This window comes from Rhizobium sp. 05N49, from assembly GCF_056396805.1.
Window position 1 is genome coordinate 446,849 of sequence record NZ_JBFTME010000001.1, and the last position, 12,851, is coordinate 459,699.

At 60.9% G+C, this 12,851-nt stretch carries 12 protein-coding genes; 3 read left to right on the forward strand and 9 right to left on the reverse strand.

Annotated features, from left to right (window positions below; genetic code table 11):
- Positions 1-50 precede the first annotated feature (50 nt).
- Positions 51-971: a LysR family transcriptional regulator gene (locus AC1DF8_RS02320; RefSeq protein ID WP_112969282.1), complete on the forward strand. Its 921-nt coding sequence runs from the start codon at positions 51-53 to the stop codon at positions 969-971.
- Between the two features lies 1 nt (position 972).
- On the opposite strand, the gene AC1DF8_RS02325 is transcribed toward AC1DF8_RS02320, so the two are convergent.
- Positions 973-1,926: an NmrA/HSCARG family protein gene (locus AC1DF8_RS02325; protein WP_477994882.1), complete on the reverse strand. Its 954-nt coding sequence runs from the start codon at positions 1,924-1,926 to the stop codon at positions 973-975.
- A gap of 188 nt (positions 1,927-2,114) precedes the next feature.
- Positions 2,115-2,999: an AraC family transcriptional regulator gene (locus tag AC1DF8_RS02330; protein ID WP_112541293.1), complete on the reverse strand. Its 885-nt coding sequence runs from the start codon at positions 2,997-2,999 to the stop codon at positions 2,115-2,117.
- Between the two features lie 32 nt (positions 3,000-3,031).
- Here AC1DF8_RS02330 and AC1DF8_RS02335 point away from each other — a divergent pair, with 32 nt between their 5' ends.
- Positions 3,032-3,439 carry a DUF2000 family protein gene (locus tag AC1DF8_RS02335; protein ID WP_113115170.1) on the forward strand — a complete coding sequence of 136 codons (408 nt, stop codon included), beginning with the start codon at positions 3,032-3,034 and terminating at the stop codon, positions 3,437-3,439.
- A gap of 67 nt (positions 3,440-3,506) precedes the next feature.
- Here the strand turns inward: AC1DF8_RS02335 and AC1DF8_RS02340 are convergent, their stop codons facing one another.
- Positions 3,507-4,172, reverse strand: coding sequence for a YiaD family glycine zipper/OmpA-like lipoprotein (locus tag AC1DF8_RS02340; RefSeq protein WP_018115683.1), 666 nt, complete (start codon positions 4,170-4,172; stop codon positions 3,507-3,509).
- Between the two features lie 160 nt (positions 4,173-4,332).
- Positions 4,333-4,743: a winged helix-turn-helix transcriptional regulator gene (locus AC1DF8_RS02345; RefSeq protein WP_018115684.1), complete on the reverse strand. Its 411-nt coding sequence runs from the start codon at positions 4,741-4,743 to the stop codon at positions 4,333-4,335.
- A gap of 77 nt (positions 4,744-4,820) precedes the next feature.
- Between AC1DF8_RS02345 and AC1DF8_RS02350 the strand changes: the two genes are divergently transcribed.
- Positions 4,821-5,408, forward strand: coding sequence for an NADPH-dependent FMN reductase (locus AC1DF8_RS02350; protein ID WP_018115685.1), 588 nt, complete (start codon positions 4,821-4,823; stop codon positions 5,406-5,408).
- 61 nt (positions 5,409-5,469) lie between these two features.
- Here AC1DF8_RS02350 and AC1DF8_RS02355 read toward each other — a convergent pair whose 3' ends face one another.
- From AC1DF8_RS02355 to AC1DF8_RS02375, 5 genes are all read right to left on the reverse strand, one after another.
- Positions 5,470-6,468 (reverse strand): flagellin N-terminal helical domain-containing protein, encoded by a 999-nt coding sequence (locus tag AC1DF8_RS02355; RefSeq protein ID WP_018115686.1) that lies wholly within the window; start codon positions 6,466-6,468, stop codon positions 5,470-5,472.
- A gap of 283 nt (positions 6,469-6,751) precedes the next feature.
- Complete coding sequence (locus AC1DF8_RS02360; RefSeq protein WP_477994883.1) at positions 6,752-9,904, reverse strand: efflux RND transporter permease subunit; 3,153 nt, start codon at positions 9,902-9,904, stop codon at positions 6,752-6,754.
- On the reverse strand, positions 9,901-11,115 hold the full coding sequence (locus tag AC1DF8_RS02365; RefSeq protein ID WP_477994884.1) for an efflux RND transporter periplasmic adaptor subunit: 1,215 nt from the start codon (positions 11,113-11,115) through the stop codon (positions 9,901-9,903). Before AC1DF8_RS02365 ends, AC1DF8_RS02360 begins: the two co-directional genes overlap by 4 nt.
- Before the next feature lie 235 nt (positions 11,116-11,350).
- The gene (locus tag AC1DF8_RS02370; protein WP_477994885.1) at positions 11,351-12,169 is read right to left on the reverse strand and encodes a helix-turn-helix transcriptional regulator; all 819 of its coding nucleotides are present in this window, start codon (positions 12,167-12,169) and stop codon (positions 11,351-11,353) included.
- Between the two features lie 161 nt (positions 12,170-12,330).
- Positions 12,331-12,813 carry a VOC family protein gene (locus AC1DF8_RS02375; RefSeq protein ID WP_018115690.1) on the reverse strand — a complete coding sequence of 161 codons (483 nt, stop codon included), beginning with the start codon at positions 12,811-12,813 and terminating at the stop codon, positions 12,331-12,333.
- Between the last annotated feature and the right edge of the window lie 38 nt (positions 12,814-12,851).

The following is a 12,851-nucleotide window of genomic DNA, read 5'->3' on the forward strand; positions in this document are numbered from 1 at the left end:
AGGTCCGGTTATTCCCTAGACTGACTTAATGAACATCACTGTGCTGAAAAATGGATAACACCGGACTGTCTCTCGACCGAATGCGCACCTTTGTTCGCGTTGCCGAGCGCGGCAATCTGTCTTCTGTGGCAAGGGAGCTCGGCATCGGTCAATCAACCGTGACGCGGCACCTCAATGAACTCGAGGAGGCAGTCGGCGTACCTCTCCTCAGCCGAACCACGCGTCGCGTCATCCTTACCGACGAAGGCAGCCGCTATTATACCAGCTGCCTTCAGGTGTTACGCCTGGTCGAGCAGGCTGCCGAGGAAGCCAGAAATGCCCGTCGGGCGGCCGCAGGCGCTGTCAGGCTTTCGTGCACTGCAGCGCTTGGCGTGATGCACATCACACGCCTCATCTTCGAATTTCAGGACCGGCATCCTGATATCAGCGTCGATCTCAACCTGACCGACGAGCGCATCGATCTGGTTCGCGAGGGCGTTGACGTGGCACTGCGGCTCGGACCTCTCACCGACAGTTCCATGAAGCTTCATGCGCTCGGAAAAAGCCATCGGCTGATGGTCGGCGCTCCCGCTTATTTCTCCATCCACGGGCGGCCGGAGCGACCGGACGATCTCTCGCGATACGAAACCGTCATAATGTCCAATGTGGCCGGGAGCGATCAGATTGCTCTCTCCTCCCGCGATGGCGCGAATGTGACGGTTCCAGTCAACGGGAAGCTGCGCGTCGATCACGGGCTTGCGGCGCGCGAAGCCTTGGCCGCAGGACGTGGCATCGGCCCCGCTCACCTTTGGCTGGTCCACGATCTCCTGGATAGCGGTCGGCTCGAGGTCGTGCTCGAAGACTACCGTCCGGCGCCGGTGCCGCTGAGCCTGCTCATCGTGCCCGAGCGTTCAGCTATTGCCCGCGTCCGCCTTCTCACCGACTTTCTTGTCGCCGAGATTCCCAAACTGCCGGGAATCCGCCCGTCATGACTCAGAGCCCGAAAGATTTCTTGTCGCCGCGCCAGCCCGTGGTGCGAAGATACTGCTCCCAGTCGAGTGTATCGGGATCCAGTCGGCGGCTCCATTCCAGGTCATGCTCTTTGCCGAAATAGCCGTATTCGACAGCGTACTCGACCATGCCGACAAGCTCTCGCACGAGGAATTCGTTGGCGGCAAACTCCGGAAAATACTGCAGCAGGCCATCCCTGGTGAAAGCGTTTCGATATTCTGCCCTGAGGCCGGTTACCGCTCGGAAAGTCTCGACCATCTCCCGGGGCGAGATGATATCGCCGACAACAGGCAGCGTTTTCCCGTTGTATCGCTCGGGATTTGAGAAGATTTCGAGCACGGCCGGCCCGGTCGCCGTCAGTGGATCGACGAAAGGCGCCCGAAAATCTTCCGGCAGATAGATCGGCAGCACGAGCGTGTCGCCTTCCATGCGCGGCGGATAATATTCGAGAAGGTTCGTGTAGAAGAATGCCAGCATGACGAAGGAATGCGAGATCGGCAGACCGCGAATATAATCTGCAACGCGCGCCTTGTCGGTGAAGTGCGGAGCAAACTTCGTCCCGCCCGAGATCGCATCGACATTTTCGAGCGTGCTGAACACGATATGTCCGACGCCTGCCTCAACCGCGGCATCCGCCAGCTGGCGGCCGATAGGAGCCTCTATCGTTGCCGGCGGTGTAACGGGCGGCGTCATCAGGAACGCCCCGTCCGCGCCTTCGAAGGCAGCGACAAGATCCTTCTGGAAGCCAATCTGGAGAGGGACGGTTACAATTTCAGCTCCAAGTTTCTCCAGACTCAAAGCCTCGGGTGAATCCTTTTGTCGGGTCAGGGCGCGCACGCGGAAACGCCCGCTGCGAAGGAGCGTCGCTGCGACGCTGCGACCCTGTTTGCTGGTTGCACCGACAATTGCGATAAGTGGCTTATCATTTACAGACATAGTTGCGCCTTGAACCTTTTCCCTGTCGCTGGCTGCCGCCAAGCGTCATTTCGGGGAGAGCATTCGGCTGATGCCGCGAGCTCCAACTCGGGAGCAAGTTATCTCATCAGGCTTTCTTGCTGTAGGCATGCGCAATGCATATGATAATGCCGTTTTCTGGATAAATGCCACGGCTTCACACGTCAGTATCAGCTGCTGAACGGTCCGGTCTCTGCTGCAAAACGTTGAAGCCCCGCCCATCGCCCCGGGGTGACGCCATAGGCCTTCTTGAAATGCCGGATGAAATGCGCCTGGTCGGCAAAGCCGGTAGCCGCCGCCACATCGGCAAACCCCTCGCCCTCGCCCATCAGCGTCTTTGCCTGCTGCAGCCGCCGCATCAGCATGTAACGATGCGGACTGGTGGCAAAGGCCGTGCGAAAATGCCGTGACAGCGTGAAGCGGTCGAGGCCGGTAACGGTCTCCAGCTCGCCGGAGCGTACCGGTCGCAGCGCATGTGCCTCCAGATAGTCGCGCGCTGCCCGCACCTGTTTCCACGCAACCGCGCCCAGCGCACGGCGGCGCACCTGCGAATGCCGCGACAGGCCGCCTGCCACGCGGCTGACGAAATCGTCGACGAAGAGCTCGTCGAGCTCCCGGTCGAGCTCGCCGAGTGCGGCAAGCAACACCTGCGCCAGCGCCCCATCGGCAATGACCGGCTGGTCGACAAATGGAAGGCCGATCTTCTCTGCCGCCAGACACTCCATCAAGAGAGCCGGCTCCATGTAAAGCATGCGGTAATGAAGGCCTGCCTCGGTCGCTGCCCCGCCGTCATGTTCCTCGTCTGGATGCAAGACGATAACCTGACCTGGCATGCTGAAGCGCCGCTCGCCGCGATAGGTGAAGGTCTGCACGCCATGAAGCGTGACGCCAAGGGCATAGGTATCGTGCCGATGCGGCTCGAAAACATTGCCCGAAAACTGCGCCTCGATACGCTCGATGCCCGGAAAGGCAGGCGCAGTCAGAATGCCGCTGTCCGCGGGCGCGCACAAACGTTCAAGACCCTCGAAGACCTGCGGCGTTAGATCCTGGCTCAACGCGTTTCGATACCCTGATGAGAGAGACTGAGATGTTTGATACCAAAATTGCGATCGTCCTGCGAAACAATCTTGCCGGCTGGCAGAAGCTGAATGTCACGGCCTTCCTCTCGACAGGCATTGCCGGGCAGTATCCTGACATCATCGGCGAGCCCTACAAGGACCGCGCCGGCAACCTCTACAACCCGCTATCCATCCAGCCGATCATCGTCTTGTCGGCCGACGAAGCGACGATATCGACGATCCATCGCCGCGCGCTGGAGCGCGACGTGACCTCCTCCGTCTTCATCGAAGAAATGTTTGCAACTGGCCATGACGTAGCCAATCGCGCCGTCTTCGCCGAATACGCCCCCGATGACGCCAAGGTGGTCGGCATCGCCCTGCGAGCCGACAAGAAGATCGTCGACAAGATCACCAAGGGCGCAACGATGCAGCACTGAGGCAAACGGCGGAAACGAAAAAAGGCCGGGCGATGACCCGGCCTTTTTGTCGTCTGAAGTCGACCGATCAGCCCTGCGTGATCGGCGCGATCTGGATTTCGACGCGGCGGTTCTGCGCGCGGCCGGCTTCAGTCGCGTTGGATGCGACCGGCTGCGACGGGCCGAAGCCGACGGCCGAAACGCGGCGCTGGTCGATGCCCTGGCTGCCGAGATAATCGGCAACGGACAGCGCGCGGCGCTGCGACAGGTCCTGGTTATGCTGCAGGCTGCCGGTGGAGTCCGTATGACCGTTGATGTCGATGAGCGTGCGGTTGAACTTGCGCAGCACGATCGCCACCGAATTCAGCGTCGGATAGAAGCCCGCCTTCACCGCATCCTGGTCGACGTCGAAGGTGATGTTCGACGGCATGTTGAGAATGATGTTGTCACCCTGGCGGGTGACCGAAATGCCGGTACCTTCGAGCTGGGCACGAAGCTCGGCTTCCTGCTGGTCCATGTAGTTGCCAATCGCGCCGCCGGCGAGCGCGCCGATGCCGGCGCCGATCAGCGCCGCGTTGCGCTTGCCATGGCCACCGCCGCCGACGGCGACACCGACGAGAGCACCGCCAAGCGCGCCAAGGGCAGCACCGCCAGCGGTATTGGATACCTTCTGCTCACCAGTATAGGGATCGGTCGTCGTGCAAGCTGAGAGGTAACTCGCCGCAACGGCCAGAAGGATGAATTTCTTGATCATGGACAGGAGGTTCTCCGTTCGAAGCTGGTGCGAGCAGATATTAGGGAATGCGGCAACAAGATGAAGATACTAATCTGATAAGCCAAATTCCCCATGGGAAACATCGGTCTGTTGCAGCCGCGCACCGATATCACCAGCTTTATTGGCAAACCGCAGGTCTTCAGTCGAGGCCGCGACGTTTGGCATAGGCCGCCCGTGCCTCGTCCATGCGTGCGGAGTTTGTAACGACCCACTCGGCAAGCCCCCGAACCGGATCCAGGAACTCCCGGCCGAGATCCGTCAGCGCATACTCGACCTGCGGCGGTGTGGTGGGCGTGACGGTCCGGGAAACGAAGCCGTTCTCCTCCAGCTCCCGCAATGTCGATGCCAGTACCTTCTGGCTGATTTCGCCCACTTCGCGACGCAAGGCGTTGAAGCGGAGCGGACCGTGACCCAGCACACGCACCACCAGCAAGCTCCACTTGTCGCTGATGCGCGCCAGCATGCGGCTGATGTGATCGCAGGCGTGAACCTGCCCGCAGTCTTCGGCGCCCTCGCAGGCGGCGGTTTCCTCGTGGTTATCTGGTTTCAATAAAGTGCCTCCTTGTGCTGCTCCACGAACCATCCGTAATCTGGTTACCGTTGGAAACCAGCATACAGGAGGTTACTATGAATTCTAAGCCCCGTATCGCCGTTATTATCGGCTCTACCCGCCCCACCCGTTTCGCCGATGCCCCGGCACAATGGATACTGAAACAAGCTCAGGCACGTGACGACTTCGACGTCGAACTGGTCGACCTGCGCGATCACCCGCTCCCCTTCTTCGAGGAAATGGCATCGAACTTCTGGATGCCAAGCCAGAATCCGGAAGCGGTGCGCTGGCAGGAAACGATCGGCCGCTTCGACGGCTATATCTTCGTCGTCGCCGAATACAATCATTCGATCACCGGCGTCCTCAAGAACGCGCTCGACCAGGCCTACAAGGAATGGATGCGCAAGCCGTTCACCGCGATCGGCTATGGCGGCACGGGTGCCACGCGCGCCGTCGAACATCTGCGTGGGATCGGCGTCGAGCTCCATATGGTCTCGACCCGCAGTGCCGTGCATATTGGCGGCAGCGACTTCATGTCGATCCACCCGGCCTTCGGCAACAAGCCGATCGATGAGATCGAGGCGAACTTGCTGCCGACGGCAAAGGCAGCCCTCGACGAGCTGGTCTGGTGGGCCAAGGCAACGATGGCTGCCAAGGCTGCCTGAAGCCAAAGAAAACCGCGCGGCGAGCATCGCTTGCCGCGCGGCTGGTACTACAAAACCGATATCAGAAGTTCTGGAAGAGCTGACGAACCGTGTCGTAGGATGCGTTGGCGATATTCAGCGATTGCAGGCCGAGCTGCTGCTGGGTCTGCAATGCCTTGAGCTTGCTCGATTCCGTCTCCATGTCGGCATCGACGAGGCGGCCGATACCCGTGGTAAGATTGTCGGACAGGTTCTTGGCGAATTCGTCCTGGATGCTGATGCGCTTTTCCAGTGCGCCGAAAGCCGAACCGACGGTCGTCAACTGTCCGAGCGCGGCATCGACGACGCTGATCATCTCGTTCAGGTCCTGTTTGCTGGTACTTGCCGTCAGGCCGATTTCCACCTGGCCGGCCGTGTTGCCGTTCTTGCTCTTCGTCAGCACCCAATTCTGCGCCGCGCCCAGTTCGCTTGCGAAGAAGTCGGAAGTCAGAACGCCATATTCGCCGGTGCCGCCTGCCCGGTCGTCGATCACATAACGTGCATCCTTGGAGGATGTCGCGCCGCTTGGCGGGATATCGATATGATAGCTCAGCATGCCGACCGATACCGTCCCGTCCGAATTGCGGATGAAGGAGGCCGGGATCTGGCGCGGCTGCGTCGGCGTCGTCGTATTGTCGAGGATGATCCAGTTGTCGTTGTTGAAGCCTGCACCCTCGGAAACGCTGCGCAGCTGCGCCTTCAACTGCTCGAGCTCTTCACCGATCTTTGTCTTGTCGACGCCCTGCTCGGTTGCCGCCACAAGCTTTGCCTTGATCTCGGTGACGACGTCGACGACGCTGTCGACGCCCGCCGATGCTGTACCCATGGTGGCGGCCGCCATGCCGAGGGCATCCTGAATGGCGGAAAGCGCCTTGTTGTCGTGGCGAGCTGTCGTCGCAACCGACCAATAAGCGGCATTATCTTTTGATTTTTCGACGCGCAGACCTGTCGTGACATGGTTCTGCGTCACCGTCATGTTCCGATTGATATCACGCAGCACATTAAGCGCCGCATCCACGGAGGTGCGCTGATAAATACTCACGGTACGAACTCCAAAAACACAACAAGACGCAACACAACAGGATGTACCGAAATCAAGCGGACGCTCATGTCCGCCGTCGCTGGAAAATCAGCGCAGTGGCCTTCGGAAAAACTGGGGAAGACCGGCCGGTTACTGATCGCGATCATTGCCGCTTATGCTTAATAAACGGCTAAAGTTCAGAAGTAATTTATCTTATTTCACAAGACTTCATACACCATAAAAACGCCTGCCGGAGAGATACGGCAGGCGTTTTCGAAAGTATTAAAAAAGCTTGTTTGCCCTCTTACTCGGCAGCCTGAAGCTGCTGCGGATCCGGCTTCGGACGCGTCGCATGCGTCATTTCCTCGTGCAGGCGCGCTTCTTCATGGGCATGCGGCTTGGCGAACCGGGCAATCAGGAGATAGGCGACCGGCGTGATGAACAACGTCACCAGCGTCGCGAAGCCGAGGCCGCCAACGATGACCCAACCGAGCGCCACGCGCGCTTCCGCACCCGCACCATGCGCGAAGACCAGCGGAACGCCCCCAAGAATGGTCGCGATCATCGTCATCATGACCGGGCGCAGGCGAAGCGCGCAGGCCTTCTCGATGGACGAGCGTACGTCCTCGCCGCGGTCACGCAGCTGGTTGGCGAATTCCACGATCAGGATGCCGTTCTTCGCCATGACGCCGACAAGCAGCACCAGGCCGATCTGGCTGTAGATGTTGAGGCTGGAGCCGGTGATGACAAGCGCGAAGACCGCGCAGGCAAGACCGAGCGGCACCGTCGACATGATGATCAGCGACGACAGCACGCTTTCGAACTGTGCCGCGAGCACCAGGAAGATGATGACGATCGCAAAGCCGAAGGTCAGCGCCATGCCGCTGGAATTTTCCTCCAGAGTCGCAGCTTCTGCGAGCGGCAGCAGGCGCGCGCCGGCCGGCAACAGCGGTGCTGCCATTTGCGTGACATTCTTCACGGCGTCGCCAAGCGACATACCGTCCTTCAGGCCGGCGGTGATCGCCACCGAGGCGAGCTGCTGTTCACGGTTGAGCTGCGGGGCGACCGAGCCTTCCTTCAGCGAAGCGATGACCGACATCGGCACGATCTTGCCGTCACCGGTCTTCAGGAAGACGTTTTCAAGATCGGTCGGGTCGTCGATCGGCCGCATCGTCGAGGTCAGAAGCACCGGATAGGATTCGCCATTGACGAAGACGTCGACCACCGATCGTCCTTCGAGCAGCGACTGGATGGCGGTCGAAAGGCCGGTGATATCGATACCGAGATCGGAGGCCCGTTCACGATCGATTGCGACGGAGACTTGCGCCTGCGACGGTTCGTTGGTCAGGCGTGGCGTATCGTACTGGCCGCTGGCATCGAGCTGCTGCACGAGCTTGGCGGCCGCCGCCGTCAGCGCCTCATGATCATTGCCGATCAGCGCCATCTGCAGGCCGCTGCCGGCGCCGCGAATACGCAGGCTGTTCGACGAGATCGCATTGCCGCGCAGCGCCGGCACCTTTGACGCAGCCTGGTTGATGTCGCGGACGATATCGGCCTGCGTGCGGTGGCGCTCGCCCCAGGGCGCCAGAGTCAGCACCATGAAGCCGCTGTTGGAAGCGCCGCCCTGACCGGAGATCGAGAAGACGTTCCTGATATCTCCGCTGTCGACGAGCGGCTGCAGATATTCCTCCACGAGCTGCAGCTTGTCTCGCGTATATTCGAGGCTGGAACCCTGCGGCGTTGTCAGCCGCATCATCACCATGGCGCGGTCTTCTTCCGGCGTCAGTTCGCTCTTGACCGTACCGAAAGCGACAACCGCTGCACCGCCGAAGATAAGTGAGAAGACGATGACGACGACAGGCGCGTTCAGGCAGGCATGCAGCGCCCATTTGTAGAGGCCCGCGAAAGCCTCGCCGAAGCGGCCGAGCAATCCATGATCCTCGATCATCGGTTTGGTCAGCATGCGAGAGGCGAGCATCGGACACAGCGTCAGCGCCACGATCGACGACAAGCCGACCGAGAAGGCAAGCACGAAACCGAATTCGCGGAAAAGACCACCCACCTGCCCTGGCAGGAAAGAGAGTGGAATGAAGACGGCGGCAAGTGTGGCCGTTGTCGCGATGACGGCGAAGAAGACTTCACGCGTGCCGAGCACGGCGGCCGCGCGCGGCCCCATGCCCTCCGAGCGTCGACGCACGATGTTTTCGAGCACGACGATGGCGTCGTCGACCACGAGACCGGTCGCGAGCACGATGGCAAGCAGCGTCAGGATGTTGATCGAGAAGCCGACCATATAGATCGCGGCAAGCGTGCCGATCAGCGCCACCGGCATCGAGACGGACGGGATCAGCGTCGCGCGCCAGTCGCGCAGGAAGAGATAAATGACGACGGTGACGATGACGGCCGAAAGCAGCAGCGCCAGCACCACTTCATGGATCGCGCCCTCGATGAACACGGCGTCGTCGCTGGTGATTGCGATCGTCGTGCCCTTCGGCAGCGTCTTCGAAAGCTGATCGACGGCAGCATGAATACCGGTGGAAATATTCAGCGTATTCGATTGCGCCTGGCGGATGATACCGAGACCGATGCCCGGTTTGCCATTGGAACGCAGCGCCGTCTCACCGTCGCGAGGCCCGAGCGTCACGGTCGCGACATCGCCGAGACGCACATTGTGCTGCAGGATGACGTTCTGGAAGTCTTCTGGCGTCTGCAGGCTGGCGGTGGCGCGCACCACGATATCCTGCATCGGGCTCTTCAGCGAACCGGCCGGCACGTCGAGCGCGGCATTGTCGAGCGCCTTGGTGAGATCACCGATGGTCAGCCCGCGGCTTGCAAGTGCCCCCTGATCGACGTCGACACGGAAGACCTTTTCCTGATCGCCGTATTCTTCGACATCGGCAACGCCATCGACGGAGGCTAGGCGATCGACCACCTCGTTCTCGACGAGGAGCGTCAGATCGTCCATGTTGAGCGTATCCGACGTCACCGCAAGGCGCATGATCGCCGAAGAGTCCGAATCAGCCTTGACGATCTGCGGCRCATCCGCCTCGTCAGGCAGGTTCTGGGCGATGCGGCCGATGGCGTCACGCACGTCATTCGCGGCAACGGCCAGATCGATGGAATCGGAAAATTCCAGCGTCACGCGGCTCTGGCCGAACTGGGAACTGGAAGAGATGGATTTGAGACCGCTGACGCGCGCAACCGCGCCTTCGATGACCTTGGTTAGTTCCTGGTCGATCGTCTGCGGCGAAGCGCCGTCGAATGTCGTGCGCACGGTCACGACCGGCCGGTCGACATCGGGCAGCTCGCGCACTTCGACGCCGACATAGGCCGCAAGACCGGCCACCACCATCAGCGTATTGAAGACCAGCGCCAGGATCGGCCGGCGCACGAAGAGTGCGGTGAAGGTCGCCTTGCCGGATTCCGGTTTGTCCTGGTGGATCTCGGTCACGCTCATTGGGCGGCGACCTTGTCGTTGGCGGCGACATCGGTCGCCGTGCGCACAGCGCCGTTCTCGCGCACGCGCTGCAGGCCCTGGGTGACGATCTCATCGCCATCCTTCAGGTCAGCCTTGACCAGCACATAGTCCGGATTGCGCTGCACGACCGTGACCCGCACCTTGTGCGACTTGTCGTCGGTCACCCGCCAGACGAAGGAACCCTGGGCATCCCACTGTACGGAGAGCGGGTTGACGGCTGGATATTTATCGCCGGCAAACTTCATGCTGACCGCGAAGGACATGCCGGCGCGCAGCTCGTCCGAGCTGTTGTCGATCCGGCCGCGCAGACGCAGCGTCCGGCTTGCCGCGTCGATACGGTTGTCGACCGCTTCAAGCACGCCCGAAAAGATTTTGCCCGGCCGCGCCACGGACGTTGCCTCGACCACCTGGCCAACGGAAACCGTATTGGCAAAACGCTCCGGCACCCAGTAATCGACGAGGATTTCGGTGCGATCGTCCAATGTCACGATCGGCGTCGAGGTAGTGACATTGTCACCGATATTGACGGGCACGATGCCGACGATGCCGTCGATGGGGGCCACGATATTACGGCGCTGGAGATTGAGATCGGCGGCCTGCAATTGCAGCCGCGCATTCTGCTCGGCGATCTCGGAATCGAAGACATCCATGCGCGAAACGCTGGACTTGATATTGTGGTAGAGGCTGGATTTCTCGAGCGCGCTGTTCAGCGCCACCTGCGCCTGCCCCTGGGCAATGACCTGCTCCTCGCTGTCGAGCTTGGCGAGAACCTGCCCCTGCTTCACCATATCGCCTGACTTGATCAGAATCTCGCGGAGCGTACCCGTCGCCTGCGGCGTGACCGCAACGGAGCGGATCGCATCACCCGTGCCGATCGCATTCAGCCGGTCATTGACGACGCCCTGCACCACGGCCTGGGTGACGACGAGCACCGCGCCATTGCGTCCGCCGCCACCGCCGCCATTGCGGCGGTTCTGCCCCTGTCCCTGCCCTTGCGCTTGGCCGCCTTGAGCCTGCCCCGCGCCGGCATCGGCTGCCTCTTCGCTCTTCGGTGAGATCCTGGAAACGATGCTGTCGGGAATACCGGCATTGCGCATCGTCTCGCCGGCGCCGGGCACAAAATAGACCCACGCGGCAAAGCCGGCGATAATGACGACAAGACAAAGTACAAATTGCTTCCAAAAGGGCATTCACGTCTCCGGAGGGACTCGAGGTTGTCCAGGGTCGGTCGAAAGAGGCGCGCGAGACAAAAAGTCTCACCTGGTGCGACAATATCGCACCTTTCCCCGGCCGGCAGCAAGCACAACCACCCGTCATTACCGATTTGTAATATCAGCAAACTTTGAAAATAACCCGTGCGCTCACTTTTACTTGAACGACGCTAAAGCAGTGCCGGCAAAACGCTCAGCGACACCGCGCCAGGCTTCAGATGCGCCTCTCCCGTCGCCATGTTCCGGGCGAGACGCCGTGGAGCGCGGTGAAGATACGAGTCAGATGGCTCTGGTCGGCAAAACCGCAGGCGACCGCGATCTCGGCAATGGAGGCGGTGCCAAGCAACATCTGACGCGCTTTCTCCGCCCGATATTCGAGCAGCCACCGGTGCGGCGTGCGGCCGGTCGATTTCTTGAAGGCGCGAATGAAATAGCTGGTCGAGAGCCCGCATTGCGCCGCGACATCCGAGATCGTCGCCTCCCGCGGCATAAGCGAAGCAAGGAAAGCTGTCGCCACGTTGAGCTGACGACCCGAGAGCCCGCCGCTGCGTTCGGCCGGCAGGTTGATCTTGCCGTAACGCGTCACAAGATGCGCCTGCAGCGCCAGCAGGATGTGATCGATGAAGAGCGCGCTCGCATGCGCCGGCTGGCTGAGCGCCGGGAGCAACGCCGTCGCAAGCGCCTGCACGACAGGATCGAGCTGACCCTGCCCGCAATCGAGCCCATTGAAGCCCGACCGTCCCGCCTCGTAGCTGAAATCGGCAAGCCCCTGCCGGGAAATATTGAATCGCATATTGTCGAAAGAGGAGCGATGGTGGCAGCGCCATTCCTCCCCGAGATCGGTGATCGCCAGCGCGCCTGCCGAATGGCCGCCGTCGTGAACGAGCTTGCCGCCGCGCCAGAGGCGATGGTTGTCGAAAGGTTTCAACTGGGCGATGACGCTGAAAGCCTCCGCCTGGGGAATCGGCCCGCTTTCGTCATGGTCGGCGCTGGTGCTGCGCATGCGCACGATCGAGACTGCACCGGCTTGCAACAATGAAACCTTTGGCCGAGATGCCAATTCAATCACCCCCGTTTTCGAATTGCCTCCCACTGTCATAATCGCATTGTCTGCTTTCGAAATCCACCTGGCGAAATCGAAACGGCAGCCCCTTCGAGGCTGCCGTACGCTCGCGTCGCATCGATTCCCTGGTGTCAGGCGGCTTCCTGAAACGCCTGTTCCAGGGTAGCGACGTCGATCTTGATCATCTTCAGCATCGCTTCGGTCATCTTCTTGGCATTGCCCTTGCGTGTGCCGCTCATCATCTCGGCCAGCGCCTTGGGCACGATCTGCCAGGAAAGACCCCAGCGATCCCTGAGCCAGCCGCAATGTTCGGCCGTTCCGCCATTGGCGAGGAAGCCATCCCAGATGCGGTCGAGCTCCGCCTGATTCTCGCAGACGACCTGCACCGAGAAGGCATGGTTGAACTGCTCGAACGGCCCGGCCTGCATGGCGATGAAATTCTGATTGCCGAGCGTGAATTCCACGATCTCGACGCTGCCGGGAGGCCCGCTCGGGGTTTCAGATGGCACTGTCGTGATATCGCCGATCGAAGAATCGGGAACCAGCGAGACATAGAATTCGACCGCTTCGCGCGCCTGTTCGGCAAACCAGAGAAAGGAAATGACCTTGACCATGAACTGTCCTCCTTGAGCTGTTGGTCACTATGGCCCTA

Coding starts and splice junctions, on each gene's coding strand:
- AC1DF8_RS02320 (WP_112969282.1), top strand. CDS start 51: ATGGATAACACCGGACTGTCTCTCGACCGAATGCGCACCTTTGTTCGC.
- AC1DF8_RS02325 (WP_477994882.1), bottom strand. CDS start 1,926: ATGTCTGTAAATGATAAGCCACTTATCGCAATTGTCGGTGCAACCAGC.
- AC1DF8_RS02335 (WP_113115170.1), top strand. CDS start 3,032: ATGTTTGATACCAAAATTGCGATCGTCCTGCGAAACAATCTTGCCGGC.
- AC1DF8_RS02340 (WP_018115683.1), bottom strand. CDS start 4,172: ATGATCAAGAAATTCATCCTTCTGGCCGTTGCGGCGAGTTACCTCTCA.
- AC1DF8_RS02350 (WP_018115685.1), top strand. CDS start 4,821: ATGAATTCTAAGCCCCGTATCGCCGTTATTATCGGCTCTACCCGCCCC.
- AC1DF8_RS02365 (WP_477994884.1), bottom strand. CDS start 11,115: ATGCCCTTTTGGAAGCAATTTGTACTTTGTCTTGTCGTCATTATCGCC.
- AC1DF8_RS02375 (WP_018115690.1), bottom strand. CDS start 12,813: ATGGTCAAGGTCATTTCCTTTCTCTGGTTTGCCGAACAGGCGCGCGAA.